Origin of the sequence: Pseudomonas sp. RC10, from assembly GCF_038397775.1 — a bacterium.
Lineage (GTDB): Bacteria > Pseudomonadota > Gammaproteobacteria > Pseudomonadales > Pseudomonadaceae > Aquipseudomonas > Aquipseudomonas bambusae.
In genome coordinates this window covers 1,504,266-1,528,052 of the sequence record NZ_CP151650.1, presented here as the reverse complement: position 1 = coordinate 1,528,052, position 23,787 = coordinate 1,504,266, and the positions used below count along the sequence as shown (strand labels likewise).

The window sequence follows — 23,787 nt, the reverse complement described above, 5'->3', positions numbered from 1 at the left end:
CGAAATATCAGACTGCAAAATCCCCATCGAGTGCCCCGATCCCCTTGCCAACTGCCAGACGGCGCCCTGCAACAGTGCATGACGAAGCCTCTGAAAAATGGCATTCAACTGCATTCTGTAAACGGCCAATCGCTAACTGTGACGCGCCCATGGCGCAACAGTGTGGCATCAGGCTAGCATGTCTCGCCTAGTGGACCCCTTATTCAATCGGACTGGTCATGCCCCTTCGTTCCACGCTCCATCCACAACGCTCCCTGCTGTTGACGTTGGTGATTCTCTTGGGGAGCGGTTTTCTGGCGACGTCGCTGCTCAGCTACATCGCCTCGCGCAATGCCATCCGCGACAGCATCGTCAATACCGAGCTGCCGTTGACGTCCGACACGGTTTATTCCGAGATTCAGAAAGACCTCGTCCGCCCGGTGCTGATCTCGTCGATGATGGCGCGCGACACGTTTGTGCGCGATTGGGTGGTGGCTGGGGAAAAAGACACACAGCAAATGACCCGCTATCTGAAAGAGGTGATGGACCATTACGGCGCCTACACCTCGTTTTTCGTCTCCAACCACAGCCTGACTTATTACCAGGCCAAAGGCGTGTTGAAAAAAATCCGCCCGGATGAGCCCCGCGATGCGTGGTATTACCGGGTGCGCGACATGGCTGAGCCGTACGAAATCAACGTCGATCCAGACCTTGCGAACAAGGACAACCTGACCTTTTTCATCAATTACAAGGTGTTCGATTACAGCGATAACTTCATCGGGGCCACAGGCGTCGGTTTGACAGTGGACGCCGTGATCAAGCTGATGGATCGCTATCAGGAGCGTTACCAGCGCAGCGTGTATTTCGTCGATGCGTTCGGGCGACTGGTGCTGACAGGGGCCGGGGGCGGGCCGCAGGGTGCGAAGATTGGTCAGGTGCTGCGCGACCTTCCAGACCTCAAGGACCTGCTGAATCAGATGCCCAAACCGGTGAGCGGCAGCTATCAATATGACTCGCTGGGCGACGCCCATTTTCTCAACGTGCGTTACATCCCGGAGCTGAACTGGTACCTGTTCGTCGACAAGCGTGAAGACGGCGCTTTGACCGACATCCGCCAGTCCCTTTATCTCAATCTGATGATCTGTCTGGCCGTGATGCTGCTGGTCTTGGTACTGCTTAACCGGGTGGTTCGCCGCTTTCAGGTACGCATCGAGACACAAGCCATGGTCGACAGCCTGACAGGCCTGCCCAATCGTCGGGGCTTCGACCGGATCGCGATGAGTGCCATTGCCGAATGCCGCCGCGATCAAAAGGCGCTGTCGGCGATGCTGCTGGACCTGGATCATTTCAAGCGGCTGAACGACACCCACGGCCATCTCGCAGGCGACGAAGTGTTGTCTGGCTTTGCCGACGATGTCAGGCGCTGCTTGCGAGACAGTGACATCATTTGCCGATGGGGTGGCGAGGAGTTCATCATCCTGCTCAAGGACACCAGCAGCAGCGGTGCCCAACGCGTCGCCGAGAAAATTCGTCTGCTGGCAGAGCAGCACACCTACGTGTTCACAGGTTCCGCCCTGCAAGTCACGGTGAGTTTGGGCCTGACCGAGCTGCACCCCGACGACACCCTGCAAAGCCTGATTGCCCGTGCCGACCAGGCGCTTTACAGCGCCAAGCAGAGCGGACGCAATCGGGTCTGTACCGAAGAGGCCGAACCGGCATGAACCCTGTGTTTAACAGTGCTGACATCTGCCCAGTGTGCGGCCAGAGCAATCGCTGCACGCTGGCCGATCCCCGGACGGCGGATCGGGCCTGCTGGTGCTTCACCGAAACGATTGATCCTACGGTGCTGGCGGCGTTGCCTGACGACATTAGGAACAAGGCCTGCCTGTGCCCGCGCTGCGCCGGGCTGGTGGAAGAGGTCATGACCACGCAACGTTGATCGCCTGATAACCCCTTCGCGAATGAATTCGCTCCCACAGGAGTCCAACGGCGCCGCGATAGTTGCGGTCTGACACAGACCTCAATGTGGGAGCGAATTCATTCGCGAAAGATGGATCAGGCGACACAGATGCGTCGGCTGTACCGCCCATTCGCAAATGAATTTGTTGCCTCTGGTTCAGCGTCAGGCCCGCCTGACATAACATGCCCTCCTTTCCTGCACGCCGACTCGCCATGCGCCTCGACCGCTTCCTCAGCAACCTCCCCCGCTTCAGCCGCAAGGACGTGCGCCTGGCCCTGCTCGCGGGTCGGGTCAGGGTCGATGGGCTGATCACCAAGGATCCGTTGCACGAGGTGCGTGAATTCAATCACGTGATGGTCGACGACGACACCCTGCAAATCGGCAAGCCCGCCCGCTATTTCATGCTGCACAAGCCGCCCGGTTGCGTCAGCGCCACGATCGATCCGCAGCACCCCACCGTTCTGGACTTGCTGCATGAACCCGACAAGCATGACCTGCACATTGCCGGGCGTCTGGATTTCAATACGTCGGGCCTGATGCTGATCACCAATGACGGCCAATGGTCGCGCCGTCTGACCGAGCCCACCACCAAACTGCCCAAGGTCTATTACGTGGAAACCGAACAGGCAATCGGCGCGCATTACGTCGAGAAATTCACCGAGGGCTTTTATTTCGCGTTCGAAGACCTGACGACCCTTCCAGCGGATCTGATCATCCTCGACGCTCATCACGCGCGACTGAGCATCATGGAAGGCCGCTACCATCAGGTGAAACGCATGTTCGGCTTTTTCGACAACAAGGTCGTGGGCTTGCATCGCGAGAGCATGGGGCCGCTCGTGCTCGATCCCCTGTTACTACCCGGTGAATACCGCCCACTGACAGCTGAAGAGATTCAGCTCATCTGACGTCTTTCGACCGCCCGGCAGATCGTGTAAGACAATTCCCGAACGGCACTTGCGGGTTCCCGGATCGGCTGCTTGAATCCAACCGTCGGTCCCCATGTGACCGGAGAGTCACGCACGTATTCCAAGAAACCTTTTGTCGGCTCCAGGCGCCTCAGGCACCGGGTCGGCAAACCGCCCGCCAATAACAACACCTGTCGGCCAGACCGTTCCGGACTGACATGGGCCCCCTTTGAAGGCATTGCCTACCTGTCACGAAACTCGTGCAACGTGGTTGCGCGCACACCTGTTTTAACGTCAGGAGACATGGATATGAGGCCAGAAATCGCTGTGCTTGATATACAGGGCCAGTTTCGGGTTTACACGGAGTTCTATCGCGCAGATGCCGCCGAAAAGACCATCGTCATGGTCAACGGCTCACTGGCCACGACAGCATCTTTCGCTCAAACCGTCCGCAATCTGCATCCGCAATTCAACGTCGTGCTCTACGACCAACCTTATGCGGGAAAATCCAAGCCTCACAACGTGCACGAAAAACCGCTGACCAAGGAAGTCGAAGGCCAGATCCTGCTGGAGCTGATCGACCACTTCAATGCCGAACACGTCATGTCGTTTTCTTGGGGTGGCGCAGCGGCACTGGTGGCATTGGCACACCGGCCCAAGCGTATCGAGAAGGCCGTCATCAGCTCGTTCTCGCCGGTCATCAACGAGCACATGCACGACTACCTCACGCGGGGTCAGCAGCATTTGGGCGCATTCGACCGGTACGAAGTCGGGACGCTGATCAACAGCACCATCGGCAAGCACCTGCCGTCGCTGTTCAAGCGCTTCAACTATCGGCACGTCAGCTCACTGGACCTGCATGAGTATGCGCAGATGCACCACCACATCAACCATGTGTTGGACACCACCACCCATGGCCAGATCAAAGCCGCCAAGCGCATCAATGTGCCGGTGCTGTTCATGAACGGCGAGTGGGACGAATACACCGCAGCGCCTGACGCCCGACTGTTCGCGAACCACATCCGCGACTGCCACTTCACCACGATCAACAACGCGGGGCATTTTCTGGACATGGAAAACAAAGCGGCATGCCTGGAATCCCAGAACGCGCTGATGAGCTTTCTCACTCCGGCCCCAGAACCCACCCGCCTACAATACCGACAGGTGCAGTCGAACCATGCATTTGCCATCTGACCGTGAAGGTCTCCGGGATCGGATTCATTCGCCATCAACCGTTCTACACGACTGGCGAATGAATCCCGAGCCTTTGCGCAATGCCCGTCTATTTCCGCTACAAGGCATTTAACGCTTCAATTCAATGCCCGCTTCTGGTACAAAGTCAGCCGCTGAAAGCGTCGGTAGCGGGTGTCGTCAAACGGCATGACTCCCGTGAAAGCTCACATGAAGGTTCGACACAGTGGCCTCCTCTCGTGAGCAAAAAGACGTACTAAAAAAGCGGGTATAGTTTAGTGGCAAAACGAAAGCTTCCCAAGCTTTAGTTGAGGGTTCGATTCCCTCTACCCGCTCCAGTTTTCTACGCCACATCTTCCCACGTTCACACGTTCCCAGCCCTCTTCGCCGTGCCTGGCTCAATATGCCGGGTGGCTGAAACCACGCCTCCACTACTCGCTAATGACCTTGTTTGGCATGACCGTATGCCCAAGGGGTATTTGACCGCGAAGGCTCTATTCCCTAGGGTGAACGGCCATATTCTCCCGATGGAAGTCTAATGTCCCGCCCCTCCAAACTGCCTCCAACCGTCTACCTGTTAGGGCTCACGATCTTTTCCCTGGTCACTGCCGAATTCATGGTGGCAGGCATGATGCCCTCGCTCGCCGAAGCCTTCTCGGTGAGCCTTGCGCAAGTCGGCAACCTCATCGCGTTCTACGCCTTGGGGATGGCGTTGGGTGGCCCGCCGGTGACGGTTTTTTTGTTGTCGCGAAACGTCGGCAACAAACGGGCGTTGGTCACGTTGCTGGCCTGTTATGTGGCAGCGGGCGCGCTCGCGGCGGCCGCACCGAGCTACTTCGTGCTGGCCGTCGCGCGAGTGGTAATGGGGGTGTCGAGCGCCGTCTGCATCGGGCTGTGCATGACGGTCTGCGCGGGCCTGGTGGCACCCGAGCGAAGGGGCAAAGCGGTCTCGGTCGTACTGGCGGGGCTGATGTTATCCCCCGTCGTCGGCGTGCCAATAACCACGTGGGTCGAGCAGCATGTCGGCTGGCGGGCGAGCTCATGGCTGGTGGTCGCCCTTGCGCTGCTCTGCACGGCCCTCGCCGCCAGTCGCTTGCCTTCCAGTGTCAAAGGCAGTGAACCCACACTGGGCCAGCAGTGGGCTGAATTGAAGAACAGCCATCTGTGGGCGGCCTATCTCACCAGCGGCCTGATCATCGGTGCAACGTTCGCTGCGTTCAGCTATTGCACGCCCATCCTGATCCAGGAAGTCGGGGTCGCACCGCGCTTCGTGGCGCCTCTGCTGGCGTTATATGGCGTTGCGAACCTGATCGGCAACATGATCGTGGGCCGCCTTGCGGACCGGCACACTTTACCGGTCACGGGTTGGGGGCTTGGGCTGATGGTCTTGACCCTCACGGGATTCGCGCTCGCAGGTGATCACCAGTGGCTGAACCTGATCTGCTTCGTTGCGCTCGGGCTAACCGGTGTCGCACTGAACCCCGCCATGGTGGCGCGCGTGATGAATGCCGCAGAGCCCGCTGCGCTGGTGAACATCCTTCACACCTCGGTGATCACCGCCGGACTGGCGTTTGGCAGTTGGGCGGGCGGCGCAGCCATTGATGCCGGGTTTGGATTGCGGGCTCCCCTCTGGGTCGGCGCAGCCATGGCCAGTTTGGGACTTATCAGTCTGGTTCGGCCACTTGTGACCACACGAGCGGAGCCACGTTGCGTGTGAGCACACGGCCGTACCAGGCACTTGCTGATATCTCTTAGAGAGATAGCCGCGATCCATTATTTTCGCTTCTCCAGATATCGACGTCGCGCGTAGGGTGGGCTCATCTGAACTCAACAGGCGACGAAGATGGAAAAGGCTCACGCACCCTCCCTCGCTGCAACGGCTCAAGATCGTTCCCATAACACCAGATGGGGGATCGCGGCGGGGTTTCTCGCGACGCTGGTCGGGATCGGTCTGGCGCGCTTTGCCTATACACCTCTGTTGCCCGCCATCATTGATGCGGGCTGGTTCGATGCGTCCAAGGCCGCCTATCTGGGCGCTGCCAATCTTGCGGGTTATTTGATCGGCGCGCTGACGGGTCGGGTAATGGCAGACAAATCGTCCACAGCCTTCACGCTCAGGGCCATGATGCTACTCGCCAGTGTTGCGTTTCTGGCTTGCGGTTTTCCGGTTTCCTACGTGTGGTTCTTTGTTTGGCGTCTGCTGTCGGGGATTTCCGGCGGGGCGTTGATGGTGTTGGCCGCGCCCGCCGTCTTGGCCCATGTTTCACCCGCCAAGAGAGGGCTGGCGGGCGGGATCATCTTCATGGGCGTCGGTGTCGGTATCGCGGCGTCGGGCACACTCGTGCCGCTCTTGCTGCAGCAAGGGTTGAAGCAGACATGGCTGGGGCTGGGCCTGATTTGTCTGGTGTTCACGGCGCTCGCCTGGAAAGGTTGGCCGACGCACGAAGCGACGCCCGTTAACGCCACTCATCACCCTCGCCAATCGAAGAACACCACACTCAAAGCCTTGTACGCCGAATACGCGCTGAACGCGGCGGGCTGGGTGCCGCACATGATTTTTCTGGTGGCATTCGTTGCCCATGGCCTGAATAAGGGGCTCGAAGTCGGCGCGCAATATTGGGTGCTGTTTGGCATTGGCGCGACCCTCGGGCCTTTGCTCGCCGGGGTGTTGGCGGACCGGGTAGGCTTCGGTCTGGCGCTGCGCCTGTCGTTCATTCTGGAAGGCGTGTGCGTGTGCATTCCCGCGCTGGGGCTCGGCACACCCTGGCTGATGGCGTCGAGTGTCGTGGTCGGCGCTTTCGTCACCGGGACGGTGCCATTGGTATTGGGCCGCGTGCACGAATTGCTCGTACACCACCCGGCTCAGCAAGCTGCAGCGTGGCGCACCGCAACGGTGGGGTTCGCCCTGTTTCAGGCTGTGGCGGCGTACGGCTTTTCGTACCTGTTCGCCTACAGCGGCAGCAACTACGCGCTGCTGTTCGTGATCGGCACGGGGGCCATTGCACTCGCGTTCTTGATCGACATCGTGGCAGCGCGCAGCCCGGTTGAAACCGCTCGCTAAGCATCACGCGAGCTGCCGAATGTTCGACCCTCGCGCCTGCCCTTCTGTGTGCACGCTGTCGAGAAAGGTCGCCAGCGCGCTGGAAAAGTGGCCATCGAGACGTCGCACAAACACAGTCTCGACCTGCGCGAAGGCAGGCGGGATTTCGTGAACCGCGACCAGACCTTCCTGCCATGCGTGGGCGACCACCCCTCTTGGAAGCAGCGTGATCCCTACCCCCGCTGACACGCAGGCGATGATCGCATCGATCGATCCGAACTCAAGCGGCTCCGGCGCGACCATGCCCAGGCTCGCCAACAGCCCATCCAACCGTTGGCGATAAGAGCACCCCACGCGGAACACCACCGTTTTCAAATGCGAGATAGCGGCGACGCCCTCAAGCGTGCGAACCGCGCGGGAGGTCACCAGTACCAGTTCCTCATTGAACACGGTGTCGGCCTGCAATTCCGGGTGGCTGACCGGCCCGGCCACAAACGCGCCTTCGAGCTTGCAGTCGACAACGTCCTGAATCAGGCTGCTGGTCGTTCCGGTGCGCACCACAGGGCGAACCTCAGGCCAAGCCTTGGCGAAGCGCGCGATGAGCAATGGCAGACGAAGTGCAAGGGTGGTTTCCAGCGTGCCGATTTCCAACACGCCGGTGGGCTTTCCGTCGTCCCGGGCGGCGGCCGACGCGTCAGACAGCAACTTGGCAAGCCTGGCGGCATAGGGCAAAACACGGCGCCCTGCCGGGGTGATCTGAACGCCCTTGGCGCTGCGCTGAAACAGCGAAACGCCCAGTTCGTCTTCCAGCGAGCGAATTCTCGACGAGACATTCGATTGCACCGTGTTCAACTCCACCGCCGCCTTGTTCATGCTGCCATGCCGGGCGACGGCGTCGACGACCTTCAGATCAATCACGTCCACAAGCTCACCTGCTATCTCGATTAGTAGGAACCTGGCCGCTCGGCCATTTGCTTTCGAGATTATGTAGGATAAACCTCGCTGACAAGAAAGCGCCGACGTCTGACCCATCGGAGAGTACCGGTTAGACGCCCGCGCCGTTACCTTGCCGTGATCAGAACGAATAATCGGCGCTCAACATCAGCCCGCGTACCGCGCCCGGCACCCCGTAGCCGCGGCCGCCGCCGTTGTAGGGGACCAGTAGTATTTGTCGAACAGGTTGTTGACGTTCATCCGCACATCGAGATCGCGGGTGGCCTGCCAACTGACCATCGCGTCGTGTACCACGTAGTCCGGCACAGTCGTCTCGCCGTTGCGGGTCAGCGCAGCGCCTTGGCCACGACAGATTTTTACCTCATCGACATAGCGCACGCCGTAGCTGACCGACAGGTCCAGCGGCAGTTTGTACGTCGTCCAGAGGTTGAGCGCGTTTTGGGAGGGTTGTTTGGCGTTGGCGTAGCTGACGTGGAAGATAATAAATCGCATCAAGTACAGCGAAAGTCTATCAACCGAGGCTTGGCGAATTTCCAGGGATTTGTAATGGAGATGCGTGGGATTGGGGGGTTGATACAAAGCATTAAATTTCGCCTATCGGACTATCGTCTCCGTTGAATTGCTGATGCTTGGCGAATCGCCTAGAATCTCCCAAAACGGGAGAAAGCTGGACAATGCGGATTATTGCTAAAAGCTCATTGGTCAGATTCTGGCAGGAGCCTGGAAAAGAGGATTCGAGATCGTCCCTCGAAAGCTGGCACGACGAAACGGCGAGAGCTGAATGGCGAACCCCGCAAGACGTCAAAGATCATTTTGGCACTGCTAGCATCTGCGGTAACAATCGAGTGGTCTTCAACATCAGCAGCAATAAATACCGCCTGGTGACAGAAATGCAGTACCGGGCTGGCATCGTCTGGGTGAAATTCATCGGAACGCATAAGCGGTATGACGAGATTGATGTGGAGACAATCAATGAATATTAAGCCTATTCGTAATGACGACGATCTGCGCCAAGCGCTTACCCGGCTCGAGGTGGTATTTCAGGCTGAGGAGGGAACGCCTGAGGCGGATGAAATGGAGATCCTCGTCACGCTGATCGAGGTATATGAAAACAAGCATTACCCGATCCATGTCAGTGACCCGGTTGAAGCCATTAAATTTCGAATGGAACAACAGGGGCTCACACCGCGAGACCTTGAACCCTACATAGGGCCTAGCGGGCGGGTGTCTGAAGTGTTGAATCGCAAGCGGAGCCTCAGTTTGGGGATGATCAAACGGCTTCACGACGGACTGCACATCCCTTATGAAAGCCTGTTTGCAGGCTTTGCGTGAAAGCCTCACAAGTGGAGCCCGACTTTCGAGGGGCTCCCGATGTGGAGGCCGACTTAGTGCTTCGTCTCTCCCTCCGCTCCCGCCCCTTTCTTCTCGGTCATGTCATCAGCGTCGGCACTCGGCGCAGACCTTTCTTTGTACACAGGCAACGAGGCCGCGTAAGCCATGGCCTCCTCGCGCGTGTCGAATGAGCCAAGCCGGTCGTGATGGGTGCAAACCCGCCACGGCCCGTTGTTGACGTTGATGACGTCGTAACCGTTGAGATGCGTTTTGAGTACCGTGCTTTGCATGGGAACCTCCCTCTCATTCAGAGAGTGTTGTTGAGTGATCAACCAGCGATTCAGGGTTTCAAAGGGATTTCTTCGTCTTTTTCCGACAGGCTTTTCCCGTCGTCCGGATGTTTCCAGGTTTGGGGTGGAGGGGTATCGCGCTTTTTATCGTCTGTGTTTTCAACCCGTTCGAACTCTTGCGCCCGTCGTTCGGCCTCGCTGCCACGGGCCTTTTCCATAGGATTGGGGTTGGGGCCGGGGCTTTGCGCGGCGGGGGTATTCACTGGATCGGTTGTCATGTACACCTCTCAGCGAACCGGATGTGGGGTTCATGAGGTTAGAGAAGCCGAGGTTGGGCGGGTTCGAATTTTCTGCCGAGCGGTGGGTTGAGCCAAGGTTAGAGGATGCGCCGTTGACAAGCCCGGCCTGTGTTCCTATAAGTCCACTCCGTTCTGACCCCGGTCAGCACCTGCTCACCTGACAGCGAAGCGAGACGATGGAATTCACCGATTTTGATGCCGAACTGGCCGACTGGAGCCAGTTGCAGACAGACCATCCCTGCACAGGATTGCTGCTGGGTAACGGCGCCAGTCTGGCCGTGTGGAAAAACTTCGCCTATGACTCGTTGTTCGAACTGGCCCAGACGACCCGGAACAAGCCCCTGAGTCCCACCGAACTGGCGCTGTTCAAATCGATGGAGACCGAAAACTTCGAACCGGTGCTCAGTGGCCTCAAGGTCGCAATGCGGGTGAACGCGGCCCTGACCATTGGCTCGTCATCACCTCGCAATCGCTATTTCGCGATCAAGGAAGCGCTGATTCACGGCATCCGCTCGGCGCACATCCCGTGGCGTTTGATGGAGCCCTCTACTATCGCTCACATCAGCCAGGCCCTGAGCCAGTACACCACCGTCTACTCGACCAACTACGATCTATTGGCCTACTGGGCGGTGATGCACGGCGCCCAGCCGTTCGACGACCTGTTCGACGAAGACGCCGAATTCAACCTTCACCGAACCGACAGCCACGCCACCCGCATCCTCTACCTGCACGGCGGGATGCATCTGGTGAAAAACTTCGATGGCACCGCGCGGAAATTGCAGTCCTCGGAAAGCACGCTGCTGGGCAGTTTCGCCGTCAACGCGCTGGACGACGTGCCCCTGTTCGTCTGCGAAGGCCGTAGCGAAGACAAGATGAAGATCATCCGCGGCTCGGATTACCTGTCCTACTGCCACGCGCAACTGGCCCGGCATCAGGGTGACTTATGCCTCTTTGGCCATACGCTGGGCAAACAGGATAGGCACATCCTCAATGCCATCCTGCAAGCGAGACCGAAAACCCTCGCCATCTCCGTGCTGCCCCGCAGTGAAGCGTTCATTCAGCACCGCAAGCGGCATTACAGCGCGCTGTTCGAAGGGCAGAACATTGAGCTGAAGTTTTTTGATGCAACGAGCCATCCACTAGGGAAACCGGAATTGTCGATGCCGGTGGCTCGGTTGAAGGAAACGGTGGAGTTGAAGAGGGGATGATCCACTTCCAGTCAAAGCAAAGCCGCCCGAAGGCGGCTTCTATCGACACGCAGCAGAACTTGCATCGCTCCATCTGCGCCGCTGGGTCAATCTCCTAAGAGAGATCCAGACTCCTTTCAGCTTTCGCTGATGACGTGGCGAGTATGAGCAAGCAAGCGTTGCGTTTCAACGCTCTCCTGACAAATCAGAAAGATCCCACCTCACTACGCAATATGTCTTATGACAAACTCGTTTGGGGCGTTAAAAGCAAACCGGACCATTAAGGCCCGGTCATTTACCATGCAAAATCACACCGCTCCCAATCTTCCCAACCGCGCACGCTTACTCGTTACTTTCCGACAACGCCCCCACGGCGACGGCATTGCCCTGCGCCTTTTTCCCAACGCTGGCGGCCACTGATTCGGTTGATAGCCGAACACTGCTGAGCGCGGCAAGGCGGTCGCTGCTCGTCGATTTGACGATGCTACCTGACCATTGAGCCGCTACGGTCGCCATCCATGCGAACACGAATACTACGACACCTTGCAACGCCCACTTTCCGATGACCGACACGATGGTTCTCCTGGCTGGTTTTCTATGGCAGCAATTTGACCCTCAAACTGTTGCAGGAAGATGGCATTCAATTTCTGCACCAAGATTCATGCTCAGAAGCGGGCCGTTGAAAAAATCCCCACAAACGGCGCTTCCCCCCTGAAACCAAAGTGTACGGCTGATTCTGTCGCCAGCTGTTAAGGGGAAAAACGTGCGATCTGTGGCTGAATGAATGCCTTCTTTTCACTTATAACAACAAGGCACGATTCAGCATGTCTTCTCGCGAAAACACCGGCATGATCCTCGGATTGGTCGGGGTGGTGATCTTCAGCCTTACCCTGCCCATGACCCGCATCGTCGTTCAGGAAATCCACCCGCTACTCAACGGCCTGGGCCGAGCGCTCGTCGCGGCGATCCCGGCAGCCGCCCTTTTGCTGTGGCGACGGGAAAAGCTGCCGACCTTCGCACAATTCAAGGCACTGCTGGTCGTCGCGCTGGGTGTGATCATCGGCTTCCCGGTCCTGTCGGCTTGGGCGATGAAGACGTTGCCAGCTTCCCACGGCGCCTTGGTCAACGGGCTGCAACCGTTGCTGGTCGCCATCTACGCCGCGTGGCTGTCCCATGAACGCCCTTCCCGTGCATTCTGGATCTGTGCGGCGATGGGCAGCGTGTTGGTGTTGGGCTACGCGCTGATCAGCGGTGCCGGGAATCTGCAAGCCGGGGATTTGTTGATGGTCGGCGCTGTGGCGGTGGGGGGACTGGGTTATGCCGAAGGCGGCCGGCTGGCGAAGCAGATGGGAGGCTGGCAAGTGATCTGCTGGGCGCTGGTGATTTCAATCCCGGTACTGATCATCCCTGTCGGCTACCTGGCGTCTCAGCACCAAGGGGCCATTTCCATGGGCACATGGTGGGCATTCGGTTATGTATCGCTGTTCTCGCAGTTCATCGGTTTCTTCGCCTGGTATGCCGGGTTGGCAATGGGCGGGATTGCACGGGTGAGTCAGATCCAGCTGGTGCAGCTGTTCTTCACCATGGCCTTTTCGGCGCTGTTTTTCGGTGAGCACATCGACCCGATAACATGGTTCTTTGCCGCTGGCGTCGTCGTGACATTGGCCATCGGACGCAAGACCGCCGTCATCGCGCCGAAACCCGTGGTCGCCACCCGAGTCTAGCCGAGCAGGCCATCTGCCTGGAGCAACGTCTCCAGGCACTGCTCCTGAATGTTGTAGAACGCCTTCAATTCCCGAATCTTCGCCAGCAACTCGACAGGGTCCGCTGGCGTGGCGCGTTTAACCGCCAGAATCATCTTGTTCTTGTTGGTGTGTTCCAGCGAAATGAACTCGAACACCTTGGTCTCATAACCACAGGCTTCCAGCAACAACGCCCGTAAGGCGTCGGTCACCATTTCCGCCTGCTGCCCCATGTGCAAACCGTATTGCAGCATCGGCTTGAGCAGGCTTGGGCTCTGGATCTGCAGCCGGATCTGTTTGTGGCAGCACGGCGAACACATGATGATCGACGCACCGGAGCGAATGCCGGTATGGATCGCATAATCGGTGGCGATATCGCAGGCGTGCAACGCGATCATCACGTCCAGCTCTCCCGGCACGACGGAGCGCACATCACCGCATTTGAACACCAGCCCCGGATGCTCCAGCCGCTCGGCGGCGTTGTTGCACAGGGTGACCATGTCCTCACGCAATTCGACGCCGGTCACTTCGCCCTCTACCTGCAACGTGTTGCGCAGGTAATCGTGGATCGCGAAGGTCAGGTAGCCCTTCCCCGAACCGAAGTCGGCAACCGTTACTGGCTTGTCGAGCGCGATGGGCGAGTTGGCCAGGGCATGGGAAAACACCTCGATGAACTTGTTGATCTGCTTCCATTTGCGCGACATCGCCGGAATCAGCTCGTGCTGTTTATTGGTGACACCCAAGTCGGTGAGGAACGGACGGCTCAACTCCAAATAGCGCTTCTTCTCGCGATCGTGCTCGGCGGAGGGCGCTTCACGCTGCTGCTGGGACGTGTTGCGAAACAGCGTACTTTTGCCTTTCTTGCTGAATTCCAGCTGCACTTCGTCAGTCAGCGACAGCAAATGGGCGTTCTTGAAGGCCTCGGGCAGCAGATTGGCGATCAGTGCCTGGGCTTCAGTCAGGGGGTGATTCTTGGTGATGTCGCGGGTCCTGTATCGATAGACGAAGGACAGGCATGGCTGATCCTTGATCGTGGTCGGCTTGATGATGATCCGCTGCAGGTCGGCCTCGCTGCCGACATACTTGGCCAGCACCAGCTTGATCAGCGAGTTCTGGGTCAGGCAGGTGTCGAGCAGGCTCAGGAACTGGGCGCGGTGATCCTGCGCAGACAAGACGGCGGGGGCAGTAGCGGACATCGGGTGAAGCCTCGGGAAGCGAAAAATGCAAGGCCGGTATTTTAGGCGGGTACGGGGTTGAGGTGGATATAAATATTTACCACCTCATGCCCGCAGATCGGATCAGACTACTCCAGCACCACTAACCGATTCGGCAATTCATTGCGTGCTTGCGTCACCGGCACCTGATCGCTCAACACCTCACCGCAGGACCGTATGCACCCCAAAAACCCGTCGAGAATCCGGCCCTCGCTGACTTGCCGCGTAAACACGTCAACCATCGACCGCCAGACCATGTCGTCCACGTGCCGGGCGATCCCGTCGTCCACGATGATCTCGACATAACGCTCGGCCTCGCTGACGAAGATCAAGACCCCGGTGCCGTTGAGCGTCGCATGGAGATTCTGCTCCAGAAACTGCCGCCGAGCCAGGCTGCCCGCACGCCAATGCCGAACCGAAGCCGGAACCAGTCGCGTGCTGATTGCCGGCAATCGGCACAGCAATGCGACCACGATGAAGGTCGCAATCTGGGTCAACAGCAGCTCATTGGCGTTAAGCCAGCCTGGATAAAAATTGATCAACCCCGGCAGCAATAGCGCGACCAGCCCCGCCCAAATCAACGGGGCATACGCGTAATCGTCAGCACTGGCGGCCAGCACCGTCACCAGTTCAGCATCCGTGTCGTGCTCGACCGCCTCAATCGCCTTTGCGACTTGCCGTTGCTCGTCTTCCGTCAGTAATGCCATGGGTCATGCCTTATAAAGAGCCATCGACTACCAGCCACCGGAGGCGCCGCCCCCACCAAAACTGCCACCACCTCCGCTCATGCCGCCGGAGCCCGAGCCGCGAGAACTTGAGCCCCCCGATCCGAAGCCGCCTGAACCGCCCGAGCCAATGAAGCCGATTCCTCCGCCCCAACGGATGCTGATATACGCTGCCGCCACGAACAGCACGAAGAACAGCAGGCTCATGCGCCAGTCGGTCACGTCATCCCCGCCCGTCGCGCCCACCACCGGCTCGGCGAGCGGATCACCGCCCAAGACCTGAATGATGGCCTCCGTGCCTTTGTTGATGCCGCCGACAAAATCACCCTGTTTGAATGCCGGCGTGATGATCTGATTGATGATCACCGATGACTGCGCATCGGTCAGACGATCTTCCAGGCCGTACCCGACCTCAATCCGCACCTTGCGCTCTTCCTTGGCGACGATCAGCAGCGCGCCGTTGTCTTTGCCCTGCTGGCCGATGCCCCAGTAGCGCCCGAGCTGATAGCCATAGTCCTCGATCGTGCTGCCTTGGAGATTGGGCACCGTGACCACCACGACCTGCTCGGTGGTCAACTCTTCGTGCGCCCGCAGCATCTGGGACAGATGCTCTCTGCCGGGGTTGTCGATCATGTCCGCTGTGTCGACCACGCGGCCGCTCAACGGTGGAAACTTGATCTCGGCGACGCTCTGCTGGGCGAACACACCCACCAGCATTGCCAGCAATGCGACCGCGACGCCCCGCCGCGCCCACTGCATCAGAATTTCACTTGCGGGGCCTTGTCGGCGTCCGCGGCAGTGGCTTCGAAGTTGGGACGAATCGGCAAATCGCTGTACATCACCGAATGCCAGATGCGACCGGGGAAGGTACGGATTTCCGTGTTGTATTTCTCGACGGCAGCGATGAAATCACGACGGGCCACAGCAATGCGGTTTTCCGTGCCTTCGAGCTGCGACTGCAATGAGAGGAAGTTCTGGTTGGATTTCAGGTCCGGGTAGCGCTCGGAGACCACCATCAACCGGCTTAACGCGCCGGTGAGCTGACCTTGGGCGTCCTGGAACTGCTTGAGTTTGGCCGGATCATTCAACGTGCTGGCATCCACCTGAATCGACGTCGCCTTGGCCCGCGCTTCGATCACTGCGGTCAGGGTGTCCTGCTCCTGTTTGGCGTAGCCCTTCACGGTCTCCACCAGGTTGGGAATCAGATCAGCTCGACGCTGGTACTGGTTCTGCACTTGCGCCCAGGCCGATTTGACCTGTTCGTCGTAGGTCGGAATGTTGTTGATGCCACACCCCGCCAGCAGGGTGCTCAGTAGCATCAGCAATGCCAGTGACAAATTGTAACGACTGCCCCTAATGTGCCCATAACGCTCGATTTGCATGGCCTGCGCGCTCCTTGGTATGCCTTCATTGGTCGTCCCGTCAGACATGACTTTAGCCAAATCAGACGATCCCCGGCATAATCTTGGCCCATTACGTCGTCAGGCTCTGGATTGCCGGGCTGCAATCGGATAAAACTCGCTGCGCTACTGATGCCCTGATGCGCCAGGAGTTCAGCGACCGCCCCGTCCTGATGACAATAAAAACCAAAGGTTTCACTCCAAAACAAAGGCCACCCGGTATTTCGCGCGAGTTGCCGGTCCACGCCTTGAGAAAATCATTCATGAATAAGCTGTGTTTACTGAGTCTTGTCATCGGTCTGGCCAGTCAGTCCGCCTGGGCTGAAACCGCCGTCAAACCCGCCAGTAATGCCTCCACGCTGCAAGCCAAGAATGCGTTCATCGCCAACCTGATGAAGCAGATGACGCTGGACGAGAAGATCGGCCAATTGCGCCTCATCAGCATCGGACCGGAAATGCCGAAGTCGGAAATCGTCAAGGAAATCGCGGCGGGCCGGATCGGCGGGACGTTCAACTCCGTGGTACTGCCAGACAACCGCGCGATGCAAGATGCCGCAGTGCTTCACAGCCGCACGAAAATCCCGATGTTCTTCGCCTTCGACGTGGTCCACGGCCAGCGCACCATTTTCCCGATCAGCCTGGGATTGGCATCGACCTGGGACATGGACGCGGTGACCCGAGCCGGACGCGTATCGGCTATCGAAGCCGCCGCCGATGGCGTGGACATGACCTTCGCGCCCATGGTCGACATCACCCGTGACGCCCGTTGGGGCCGCAGTTCAGAAGGCTTCGGCGAAGACACCTATCTGGTCTCGCGCCTCTCGGCCACCATGACCCGCGCCTTCCAGGGCACCAGCACCCAGGCGCCGAACAGCATCATGGCGGCGGTCAAACACTTCGCGTTGTACGGCGCGGTCGAAGGCGGCCGCGACTACAACACCGTGGACATGAGCCCGGTGCGCATGCAACAGGACTACCTGCCGCCGTACCGCGCCGCGATTGATGCGGGCGCCGGTGGCGTGATGGTCGCGCTGAACTCGATCAACGGCGTGCCCTCCACCGCCAACGCATGGCTTCTGCAAGACGTGCTGCGCAAGGACTGGGGTTTCAAAGGTGTGACCGTCAGCGACCACGGCGCCATCAAGGAACTGATCGATCACGGCGTCGCCAAGGATTTCCGCGAAGCCGCGAAGTTGGCGATCAAGGCTGGCGTCGACCTGAGCATGAACGACAAGGCGTACGGCGAAGAATTGCCCGCGCTGGTGAAGAGCGGCGAAGTGTCGGTTCAGGAAGTCGACAATGCCGTGCGTGAAGTCCTCGGCGCGAAATGGGAAATGGGCCTGTTCGCCAACCCGTACCTGCGCATTGGCGCCGCAGTCGACGACCCGGCCGACCGCGATGCCGAAAACCGCCTGCATCGCGCCGAGGCTCGTGACGTTGCGCGCCGCAGCGTGGTCCTGCTGAAGAACGACAACGGCACCCTCCCCCTCAAGAAACAAGGCACCATCGCCGTGGTCGGCCCACTGGCGAAAAGCTCGCTGGACATGCTCGGCAGCTGGTCGGCTGCGGGCCTGGCCCGTCAGACCGTCAGCGCTTACGACGGTCTGGCCAATGCCGTCGGCGACAAGGCCAAGCTGCTTTACGCACCGGGTACCAATGTCACGGACAATCAGGAAGCCATCGCTTACCTGGACAAAATGGACGACCAGATTCACATCGACGGCCGTCCCGAGCAGGACATGATCGATGAAGCGGTCAAGGTCGCTCAGCAGTCGGATGTGGTGGTTGCCATGGTCGGTGAGTCCCGCAACATGTCCCACGAGGCCGCCAGCCGTGTCGATCTGGTGCTCCCGGGCCGTCAACGCGACCTGATCAAAGCGCTCAAGGCCACCGGCAAACCGCTGGTTATCGTGCTGATGAATGGCCGTCCACTGGCGCTGGGTGAAGAAAACAAACAGGCTGATGCGATGGTCGAGAGCTGGTTCCTCGGTACCGAAGGCGGTAACGCGCTGGCAGACGTGCTGTTCGGCGATTACAACCCGTCGGGCAAACTGCCGATGACGTTCCCGCGTTCCGTGGGTCAGGTCCCTGCGTACTACAACCATCTGAACACCGGCCGTCCGTATCGCCCGAATGATTCGAACTACACGTCGAACTACTTCGAAGAGCCGACCAGCCCGCTGTTCCCGTTCGGTTACGGTCTGAGCTACACCCAGTTCAGCGTTTCGGACATCGTGCTGTCGATCAACAAGATGACCCGCAAAGACAAGCTGACCGCCACGGTTCAGGTGAAGAATACCGGCAAGGTCGCGGGCGAAACCGTGGTCCAGCTGTACCTGCGTGACGTGGCAGCGTCGTTGAGCCGTCCGGTGAAAGAGCTGAAGAACTTCCAGAAGATCATGCTGAAGCCGGGCGAAGAAAAAGCCGTGAGCTTCACGCTGACCGAGGAAGACTTGAAGTTCTTCAACCCGTCGCTGAAATACGCTGCTGAGGCAGGTGACTTCAAGCTAATGATCGGTCTTGACTCTGAAGACGTGAAAGAGACCACTTTCACCCTGCAATAGACCCGTTCTGTAGGAGCGAATTTATTCGCGATTGTGTGTTTCAGACGATGCAGCAGCATTGCTTGAAACTGAGCTTCGCGAATGAATTCGCTCCCACAGGGTCCGGCGTTAACAGCCCCGACGCGTCAACCCATTCAGGTAGACAGGCCCTTCGCTATGCCTCGCTCCGCCCGTCTTCTCTTATCGACCATCCTGATTCTCGCAGGCGCAGTCATTGCCGCGACGCTGGCCATGCATCAGGCGCAACGCCACTCACTGGAAGACGACGCCGCACGGGCGCAAGGCCAGCTGTCGCTTTACGCCAACACCCTGCAAACCCTGATCGAACGCTATCGCGCCCTGCCCGCCGTTCTGGCGCTGGACCCGCAACTGCGTGATGCGCTCAAAGGCCCGGTCAGCCCTGAAACCACTCAGACCCTCAACCTGAAGCTGGAACAGATCAACGGCGCGGCACAATCCTCCACGCTGGAGCTGCTCGACCGCAACGGCTTGGCCATCGGCGCCAGTAACTGGCGGCTGCCCAGCAGCTACGTCGGCCACAATTATGGCTTTCGTCCCTACTTCACCCAGACCAAAGCCAATGGCGTCGGGCGTTTCTACGCCGTGGGTGTGACCAGTGGCATTCCAGGTTATTTCTTGTCGAGTGCCGTCTACGACGATGAAGGGCATTTCATCGGTGCAATGGTCGTCAAACTTGAGTTCCCGGACCTTGAACACACTTGGGCGCAAGGCGACGATCTGCTGTTGGTCAGCGACGCCAAAGGCATCGTGTTCATCGCCAATCAGCCAGGCTGGCGCTATCGCGCGCTTCGACCGCTGTCCGAGCGGGACCGCGCCGAATTGACCCGCACGCGCCAGTACGACAAACAGCCGCTGTCGCCCCTTATCCATGAGCCCCTGCGTGAGTTCACCGACAACAGCCACTTGAGCCGGATCGTCGGCCCCCATGGCGCGGAGGAGTTCCTCTGGCAATCGCTGCCGCTGCAGCCCGAAGGCTGGACGCTGCACCTGCTGCGCAAACCCCAACCCGCGACTGAAGACGTCCGCAACGCTGCGCTAGCCGCTGCGGGCATCTGGCTGACGTTGGTGTTTCTGGGGCTGTTCCTTTATCAACGCTGGCGCCTTGCCCGCCTTCGGCAACGCAGCCGCGAAGAGCTGGAGCGACTGGTAGATGAACGCACCCGCGACTTGCAAACCGCGCAGGACGGGCTGGTGCAATCGACCAAACTGGCAGCGCTGGGCCAGATGTCGGCCGCGCTGGCTCACGAAATCAATCAGCCCCTCACCGCGCAGCGCATGCAACTGGCGACGCTGCGTCTGTTGCTGGACCACGGCCGGGTCGATGACGCTTACAAGGCGCTCGCCCCGCTCGACCAGCAATTGACGCGCATGGCCGCCCTCACGGGCCATCTCAAGACCTTCGCCCGCAAAAGCCCCAGCGGACTGCGCGAACGGGTGGACCTGGCGTGCGTGGTTGATCAGGCGATGCTGTTGCTGGATGCGCGCATTCGTGAGGAACGCGTCAGTTGCGTGCTGGACATGACTCGCCCGGCCTGGGTGCGCGGCGACGCGATCCGCCTGGAACAGGTGCTGATCAACCTGTTGCGCAACGCGCTGGACGCCATGAGCGATAAACCGCTCAAACGTCTGGAAATCCGTATCGAGGACAAAGATGGACAGTGGCGTTTATCCGTGGCCGATAGCGGCGGCGGGATTGCCGATGAGCATCTGGCGAATATTTTCGACCCGTTCTTCACCACCAAACCGGTCGGCGACGGGCTTGGTCTGGGCCTGGCTGTGTCATACGCCATCGTGCACGAGCTCGGCGGTCGCCTGTGCGCCGAAAACCGCGACAATGGCGCACAGTTCTCCTTTTCCCTCACGCAGGCCCCGGAGGCCGAACCCGCATGTTGAACTCGGTGATTGTGGTCGATGACGAGGCGCCCATCCGAGAGGCCGTCGAACAATGGTTGTCGTTGTCCGGATTCGACGTGCAGCTGTTCAGCCGCGCCGAAGATTGCCTCGCCAGGTTGCCCGCGCATTTTCCAGGCGTGATTCTGAGCGACGTGCGGATGCCCGGCATGGGGGGTCTGCAATTGCTCGCTGAATTGCAGACCCGTGATGCCGACCTGCCCTTGATTCTGCTGACCGGTCATGGAGACGTGCCGATGGCGGTCGAGGCCATGCGCGATGGGGCGTACGACTTTCTGGAAAAGCCCTTCACCCCCGAAACGCTGCTGAGCAGCCTGCGTCGTGCGTTGGAGAAACGCGCCCTGGTCCTGGAAAACCGCCGCCTGCATGAACAGGCTGACACCCGAACGCGACTCGACGCTACGCTGCTGGGCCTGTCACCCACGATGCAGACCTTACGACGGCAGGTGCAGGATCTGGCCCAACTCCCGGTCAACGTGTTGATCCGCGGCGAAACCGGCAGCGGTAAGGAAATGGTCGCTCGCTGCCTGCATGATTTCGGGCCCCGGGCGAAGAAACCGTTCGTGGCGGTCAATTGCGCGGCTATTCCCGAGCAGTTGTTCGAAGCCGAGCTGTTCGGTCACGAGAGCGGGGCCTTTACCGGCGCTCAGGGCAAGCGCATCGGCAAGCTGGAATACGCCGACGGCGGCACGCTGTTCCTCGACGAAATCGAAAGCATGCCCCTCGCTCAACAGGTGAAATTGCTGCGGGTGATTCAGGACCGGCGTCTTGAGCGGCTCGGTTCGAACCAGAGCATCGAGGTTGATTTGCGGATCATTGCGGCGACCAAACCGGACCTGTTGGACGAGGCGCGTGCCGGGCGTTTTCGCGAAGACCTGGCGTATCGCCTGAACATTGCCGAACTTCGTCTGCCGCCGCTGCGCGAACGGCGCGAGTACATTCCGCTGCTATTCGGCCATTTCTCTCGGCAATCGGCAGAAAGACTGAGCCGCCCCGTGCCGACCTTGAGTGGTGGCCAGTTGAGCCATCTGCTGAGCCACGACTGGCCGGGCAACGTGCGTGAGCTTGCCAACGCGGCGGAGCGGCAGGTGCTGGGGCTGGAGAATCCGGCGTCCGTTGATTTGCCAGTGGGTCAGTCGCTGGTGGACCAACAAGAAGCGTTTGAAGCCCATTGTTTGCGCTCGGCCTTGAGTCGGCACAAAGGCGATATCAAGGCCGTGCTGAATGAACTGCAACTGCCCCGCCGCACCCTGAACGAAAAGATGCAGCGCCATGGGTTGGTGCGCGAAGACTATCTCCCGGACAACAGCTGAACACTGTAGGAGCGTGGCTTGTCCCGCGATCGGCTGCGCAGCAGTCGTAACCCGGCATTTGCGGTGTTTCAGATAGAGCTCGTCCAACCGTATTACGACGGGTTCCCCGCCGATCGCGGGACATGCCTCGCTCTTGCAGCAATGCGCGACTTTCCGCTCACCTGCGTCTACTCAATAAGCGGATTTCCGCTCACCGCAACCCTGCCTCCCCCTCTAAACCGGGCCTTCAGAGCCTTGGCACACCTCCTGCTATCACTGTCGCCAGACCGCATCACTGCGCTCCCTCTAAAAACAATGACTTGCAGGAAAACCCATGGCTATCCCCAACACTGCCTCAAACGGCGCCACCGCCGCACCTGCTGCCGAAAAGACCACCGGAAGTCGCCTGAAATCCATTTTCAGCGGTTCGGTCGGCAACATGGTCGAGTGGTATGACTGGTACGTCTACGCCGCTTTTTCCCTCTATTTCGCCAAAGTCTTCTTCCCCAAGGGCGACACCACCGCGCAATTGCTCAACACAGCTGCGATCTTCGCCGTCGGCTTCTTGATGCGACCGATCGGCGGCTGGCTGATGGGCCTCTACGCAGACCGCAAAGGCCGCAAGGCAGCGCTGATGGCCTCGGTACTGCTGATGTGCTTCGGCTCGCTGATCATTGCCTTGACGCCCGGCTATGAAACCATCGGCGTCGGCGCCCCCATCCTTCTGGTGCTCGCCCGATTGCTGCAAGGCCTCTCGGTCGGCGGCGAATACGGCACCTCGGCAACGTACCTCAGCGAGATGGCAACCAAGAAAAGCCGCGGCTTCTACTCCAGCTTCCAGTACGTGACGCTGATCTCCGGTCAGCTCATCGCGCTGGGCGTGCTGATCGTGCTGCAACAGACCCTCACCACCGAGCAGTTGAACGCATGGGGCTGGCGTATTCCGTTCGCCATCGGCGCGCTGTGTGCCGTGGTCGCGCTGTTCCTGCGTCGCGGCATGGAAGAAACCGAGTCCTTCACTCAGAAGAAGGAAGCGCCAAAAGAGAGCCTGATGCGCACGCTGATGCGTCATCCGAAAGAGCTGATGACCGTGGTCGGCCTGACCATGGGCGGCACGCTCGCCTTCTACACCTACACCACCTACATGCAGAAATACCTGGTGAACACGGTCGGCATGAGCATCACCGACTCCACTACCATCTCGGCGGCCACGCTGTTCCTGTTCATGGTGCTGCAACCGGTGATCGGCGCGCTGTCTGACAAGATAGGCCGTCGCCCGATCCTCATCGCCTTCGGTGTGCTCGGCACACTGTGCACCGTGCCGATCCTCAGCACCCTGCACACCATTCAGACCTGGTGGGGCGCGTTCTTCCTGATCATGGCCGCACTGATCATTGTCAGCGGCTACACCTCGATCAACGCTGTGGTGAAAGCCGAACTGTTCCCCACCGAGATCCGGGCGCTGGGTGTGGGCCTGCCTTACGCGCTGACCGTGTCGATCTTCGGCGGCACTGCCGAATACATCGCGCTATGGTTCAAGAGCATCGGCATGGAAACCGGTTACTACTGGTACGTCACAGCCTGTATCGCCTGCTCGCTGCTGGTGTACGTGTTCATGAAAGACACCCGCAAACACTCGCGGATCGAGACGGACTGACGGGCTGAGGTCCTCAATCTGCCCAGTCAAGCAGAAAAATCAGGGGCGACCACGCGAGTGGTCGCCCCTTTTTTTCACTGCCAGGGCAGCTAAGTGGCTGAAACATCAACGGCTTTTTCCAATA

The 23,787-nt window shown here is 59.4% G+C and carries 23 protein-coding genes and 1 tRNA gene; 15 read left to right on the top strand and 9 right to left on the bottom strand.

Going from position 1 to position 23,787, the window contains the following annotated elements; translation table 11 throughout:
* The first annotated feature begins 218 nt into the window (after nucleotides 1–218).
* The 7 genes from AAEO81_RS06880 (at nucleotide 219) to AAEO81_RS06850 (ending at nucleotide 7,096) form a co-directional block, all read left to right on the top strand.
* Nucleotides 219–1,700: a sensor domain-containing diguanylate cyclase gene (locus tag AAEO81_RS06880; protein ID WP_341962445.1), complete on the top strand. Its 1,482-nt coding sequence runs from the start codon at nucleotides 219–221 to the stop codon at nucleotides 1,698–1,700.
* Nucleotides 1,697–1,918 (top strand): cysteine-rich CWC family protein, encoded by a 222-nt coding sequence (locus AAEO81_RS06875; RefSeq protein ID WP_341962444.1) that lies wholly within the window; start codon nucleotides 1,697–1,699, stop codon nucleotides 1,916–1,918. Before AAEO81_RS06880 ends, AAEO81_RS06875 begins: the two co-directional genes overlap by 4 nt.
* A 233-nt stretch (nucleotides 1,919–2,151) precedes the next feature.
* A complete protein-coding gene (locus tag AAEO81_RS06870) occupies nucleotides 2,152–2,844 on the top strand; it encodes a pseudouridine synthase (RefSeq protein ID WP_341964481.1) in 693 nt (230 codons plus the stop codon).
* Between the two features lie 309 nt (nucleotides 2,845–3,153).
* Entirely contained in the window at nucleotides 3,154–4,038 is an 885-nt protein-coding gene (locus AAEO81_RS06865) for an alpha/beta hydrolase (protein ID WP_341962443.1), read from the top strand.
* 261 nt (nucleotides 4,039–4,299) lie between these two features.
* A tRNA-Gly gene (locus tag AAEO81_RS06860) sits at nucleotides 4,300–4,373 on the top strand.
* Between the two features lie 200 nt (nucleotides 4,374–4,573).
* Complete coding sequence (locus tag AAEO81_RS06855; protein WP_341962442.1) at nucleotides 4,574–5,752, top strand: MFS transporter; 1,179 nt, start codon at nucleotides 4,574–4,576, stop codon at nucleotides 5,750–5,752.
* 126 nt (nucleotides 5,753–5,878) lie between these two features.
* Complete coding sequence (locus tag AAEO81_RS06850; protein WP_341962441.1) at nucleotides 5,879–7,096, top strand: YbfB/YjiJ family MFS transporter; 1,218 nt, start codon at nucleotides 5,879–5,881, stop codon at nucleotides 7,094–7,096.
* Nucleotides 7,097–7,099: 3 nt separating this feature from the next.
* Here AAEO81_RS06850 and AAEO81_RS06845 read toward each other — a convergent pair whose 3' ends face one another.
* Both AAEO81_RS06845 and AAEO81_RS06840 read right to left on the bottom strand, forming a co-directional pair.
* The gene (locus AAEO81_RS06845; RefSeq protein ID WP_341962440.1) at nucleotides 7,100–7,999 is read right to left on the bottom strand and encodes a LysR substrate-binding domain-containing protein; all 900 of its coding nucleotides are present in this window, start codon (nucleotides 7,997–7,999) and stop codon (nucleotides 7,100–7,102) included.
* A 177-nt stretch (nucleotides 8,000–8,176) separates the two neighbouring features.
* Nucleotides 8,177–8,521: a TonB-dependent receptor gene (locus tag AAEO81_RS06840; protein WP_341962439.1), complete on the bottom strand. Its 345-nt coding sequence runs from the start codon at nucleotides 8,519–8,521 to the stop codon at nucleotides 8,177–8,179.
* Between the two features lie 182 nt (nucleotides 8,522–8,703).
* On the opposite strand from AAEO81_RS06840, the gene AAEO81_RS06835 reads away from it, so the two are divergent.
* Together AAEO81_RS06835 and AAEO81_RS06830 are read left to right on the top strand one after the other, a co-directional pair.
* The gene (locus tag AAEO81_RS06835; protein ID WP_341962438.1) at nucleotides 8,704–9,012 is read left to right on the top strand and encodes a type II toxin-antitoxin system HigB family toxin; all 309 of its coding nucleotides are present in this window, start codon (nucleotides 8,704–8,706) and stop codon (nucleotides 9,010–9,012) included.
* Nucleotides 9,002–9,361, top strand: coding sequence for a transcriptional regulator (locus tag AAEO81_RS06830; RefSeq protein WP_341962436.1), 360 nt, complete (start codon nucleotides 9,002–9,004; stop codon nucleotides 9,359–9,361). The genes AAEO81_RS06835 and AAEO81_RS06830 overlap by 11 nt, the downstream gene beginning before the upstream one ends.
* Nucleotides 9,362–9,414: 53 nt before the next feature.
* Here the strand turns inward: AAEO81_RS06830 and AAEO81_RS06825 are convergent, their stop codons facing one another.
* Both AAEO81_RS06825 and AAEO81_RS06820 read right to left on the bottom strand, forming a co-directional pair.
* Nucleotides 9,415–9,651, bottom strand: a complete 237-nt coding sequence (locus AAEO81_RS06825; RefSeq protein ID WP_166596151.1) for a DUF2188 domain-containing protein — start codon at nucleotides 9,649–9,651, stop codon at nucleotides 9,415–9,417.
* A gap of 50 nt (nucleotides 9,652–9,701) precedes the next feature.
* Nucleotides 9,702–9,929, bottom strand: a complete 228-nt coding sequence (locus AAEO81_RS06820; protein ID WP_341964670.1) for a hypothetical protein — start codon at nucleotides 9,927–9,929, stop codon at nucleotides 9,702–9,704.
* A gap of 197 nt (nucleotides 9,930–10,126) precedes the next feature.
* On the opposite strand from AAEO81_RS06820, the gene AAEO81_RS06815 reads away from it, so the two are divergent.
* Nucleotides 10,127–11,158, top strand: a complete 1,032-nt coding sequence (locus AAEO81_RS06815) for a DUF4917 family protein (protein WP_341962434.1) — start codon at nucleotides 10,127–10,129, stop codon at nucleotides 11,156–11,158.
* Nucleotides 11,159–11,479: 321 nt separating this feature from the next.
* Here the strand turns inward: AAEO81_RS06815 and AAEO81_RS06810 are convergent, their stop codons facing one another.
* Entirely contained in the window at nucleotides 11,480–11,710 is a 231-nt protein-coding gene (locus tag AAEO81_RS06810) for a hypothetical protein (RefSeq protein ID WP_341962433.1), read from the bottom strand.
* 251 nt (nucleotides 11,711–11,961) lie between these two features.
* Here AAEO81_RS06810 and AAEO81_RS06805 point away from each other — a divergent pair, with 251 nt between their 5' ends.
* Nucleotides 11,962–12,861, top strand: coding sequence for a DMT family transporter (locus tag AAEO81_RS06805; RefSeq protein ID WP_166596584.1), 900 nt, complete (start codon nucleotides 11,962–11,964; stop codon nucleotides 12,859–12,861).
* Here AAEO81_RS06805 and AAEO81_RS06800 read toward each other — a convergent pair.
* The 4 genes from AAEO81_RS06800 to AAEO81_RS06785 form a co-directional block, all read right to left on the bottom strand.
* Nucleotides 12,858–14,075, bottom strand: coding sequence for an SAM-dependent methyltransferase (locus tag AAEO81_RS06800; protein WP_341962432.1), 1,218 nt, complete (start codon nucleotides 14,073–14,075; stop codon nucleotides 12,858–12,860). The genes AAEO81_RS06805 and AAEO81_RS06800 overlap by 4 nt on opposite strands.
* Nucleotides 14,076–14,182: 107 nt before the next feature.
* Nucleotides 14,183–14,800: a hypothetical protein gene (locus AAEO81_RS06795; RefSeq protein WP_341962431.1), complete on the bottom strand. Its 618-nt coding sequence runs from the start codon at nucleotides 14,798–14,800 to the stop codon at nucleotides 14,183–14,185.
* Between the two features lie 27 nt (nucleotides 14,801–14,827).
* On the bottom strand, nucleotides 14,828–15,577 hold the full coding sequence (locus AAEO81_RS06790) for a TPM domain-containing protein (protein WP_341962429.1): 750 nt from the start codon (nucleotides 15,575–15,577) through the stop codon (nucleotides 14,828–14,830).
* The gene (locus AAEO81_RS06785) at nucleotides 15,577–16,200 is read right to left on the bottom strand and encodes a LemA family protein (RefSeq protein ID WP_166596580.1); all 624 of its coding nucleotides are present in this window, start codon (nucleotides 16,198–16,200) and stop codon (nucleotides 15,577–15,579) included. Before AAEO81_RS06785 ends, AAEO81_RS06790 begins: the two co-directional genes overlap by 1 nt.
* Before the next feature lie 281 nt (nucleotides 16,201–16,481).
* Here AAEO81_RS06785 and bglX point away from each other — a divergent pair, with 281 nt between their 5' ends.
* The 4 genes from bglX (at nucleotide 16,482) to AAEO81_RS06765 (ending at nucleotide 23,663) form a co-directional block, all read left to right on the top strand.
* Nucleotides 16,482–18,782 carry a beta-glucosidase BglX gene (gene bglX, locus AAEO81_RS06780; RefSeq protein ID WP_341962428.1) on the top strand — a complete coding sequence of 767 codons (2,301 nt, stop codon included), beginning with the start codon at nucleotides 16,482–16,484 and terminating at the stop codon, nucleotides 18,780–18,782.
* 156 nt (nucleotides 18,783–18,938) lie between these two features.
* Complete coding sequence (locus AAEO81_RS06775) at nucleotides 18,939–20,696, top strand: ATP-binding protein (RefSeq protein WP_341962427.1); 1,758 nt, start codon at nucleotides 18,939–18,941, stop codon at nucleotides 20,694–20,696.
* Nucleotides 20,690–22,027, top strand: a complete 1,338-nt coding sequence (locus tag AAEO81_RS06770; RefSeq protein ID WP_341962426.1) for a sigma-54 dependent transcriptional regulator — start codon at nucleotides 20,690–20,692, stop codon at nucleotides 22,025–22,027. The genes AAEO81_RS06775 and AAEO81_RS06770 overlap by 7 nt, the downstream gene beginning before the upstream one ends.
* A 313-nt stretch (nucleotides 22,028–22,340) precedes the next feature.
* The gene (locus tag AAEO81_RS06765; protein ID WP_341962424.1) at nucleotides 22,341–23,663 is read left to right on the top strand and encodes an MFS transporter; all 1,323 of its coding nucleotides are present in this window, start codon (nucleotides 22,341–22,343) and stop codon (nucleotides 23,661–23,663) included.
* The last annotated feature ends 124 nt before the right edge of the window (nucleotides 23,664–23,787 follow it).

What these genes read in the sequence shown, in the direction of transcription:
- AAEO81_RS06855 (WP_341962442.1), top strand. Translation starts at nt 4,574, where the DNA reads ATGTCCCGCCCCTCCAAACTGCCTCCAACCGTCTACCTGTTAGGGCTC.
- AAEO81_RS06865 (WP_341962443.1), top strand. Translation starts at nt 3,154, where the DNA reads ATGAGGCCAGAAATCGCTGTGCTTGATATACAGGGCCAGTTTCGGGTT.
- AAEO81_RS06830 (WP_341962436.1), top strand. Translation starts at nt 9,002, where the DNA reads ATGAATATTAAGCCTATTCGTAATGACGACGATCTGCGCCAAGCGCTT.
- AAEO81_RS06770 (WP_341962426.1), top strand. Translation starts at nt 20,690, where the DNA reads ATGTTGAACTCGGTGATTGTGGTCGATGACGAGGCGCCCATCCGAGAG.
- AAEO81_RS06835 (WP_341962438.1), top strand. Translation starts at nt 8,704, where the DNA reads ATGCGGATTATTGCTAAAAGCTCATTGGTCAGATTCTGGCAGGAGCCT.
- AAEO81_RS06795 (WP_341962431.1), bottom strand. Translation starts at nt 14,800, where the DNA reads ATGGCATTACTGACGGAAGACGAGCAACGGCAAGTCGCAAAGGCGATT.
- AAEO81_RS06850 (WP_341962441.1), top strand. Translation starts at nt 5,879, where the DNA reads ATGGAAAAGGCTCACGCACCCTCCCTCGCTGCAACGGCTCAAGATCGT.
- AAEO81_RS06765 (WP_341962424.1), top strand. Translation starts at nt 22,341, where the DNA reads ATGGCTATCCCCAACACTGCCTCAAACGGCGCCACCGCCGCACCTGCT.
- AAEO81_RS06800 (WP_341962432.1), bottom strand. Translation starts at nt 14,075, where the DNA reads ATGTCCGCTACTGCCCCCGCCGTCTTGTCTGCGCAGGATCACCGCGCC.
- AAEO81_RS06805 (WP_166596584.1), top strand. Translation starts at nt 11,962, where the DNA reads ATGTCTTCTCGCGAAAACACCGGCATGATCCTCGGATTGGTCGGGGTG.
- AAEO81_RS06880 (WP_341962445.1), top strand. Translation starts at nt 219, where the DNA reads ATGCCCCTTCGTTCCACGCTCCATCCACAACGCTCCCTGCTGTTGACG.
- AAEO81_RS06815 (WP_341962434.1), top strand. Translation starts at nt 10,127, where the DNA reads ATGGAATTCACCGATTTTGATGCCGAACTGGCCGACTGGAGCCAGTTG.
- AAEO81_RS06790 (WP_341962429.1), bottom strand. Translation starts at nt 15,577, where the DNA reads ATGCAGTGGGCGCGGCGGGGCGTCGCGGTCGCATTGCTGGCAATGCTG.
- AAEO81_RS06870 (WP_341964481.1), top strand. Translation starts at nt 2,152, where the DNA reads ATGCGCCTCGACCGCTTCCTCAGCAACCTCCCCCGCTTCAGCCGCAAG.
- AAEO81_RS06825 (WP_166596151.1), bottom strand. Translation starts at nt 9,651, where the DNA reads ATGCAAAGCACGGTACTCAAAACGCATCTCAACGGTTACGACGTCATC.
- bglX (WP_341962428.1), top strand. Translation starts at nt 16,482, where the DNA reads ATGAATAAGCTGTGTTTACTGAGTCTTGTCATCGGTCTGGCCAGTCAG.
- AAEO81_RS06785 (WP_166596580.1), bottom strand. Translation starts at nt 16,200, where the DNA reads ATGCAAATCGAGCGTTATGGGCACATTAGGGGCAGTCGTTACAATTTG.
- AAEO81_RS06775 (WP_341962427.1), top strand. Translation starts at nt 18,939, where the DNA reads ATGCCTCGCTCCGCCCGTCTTCTCTTATCGACCATCCTGATTCTCGCA.
- AAEO81_RS06875 (WP_341962444.1), top strand. Translation starts at nt 1,697, where the DNA reads ATGAACCCTGTGTTTAACAGTGCTGACATCTGCCCAGTGTGCGGCCAG.
- AAEO81_RS06820 (WP_341964670.1), bottom strand. Translation starts at nt 9,929, where the DNA reads ATGACAACCGATCCAGTGAATACCCCCGCCGCGCAAAGCCCCGGCCCC.
- AAEO81_RS06840 (WP_341962439.1), bottom strand. Translation starts at nt 8,521, where the DNA reads ATGCGATTTATTATCTTCCACGTCAGCTACGCCAACGCCAAACAACCC.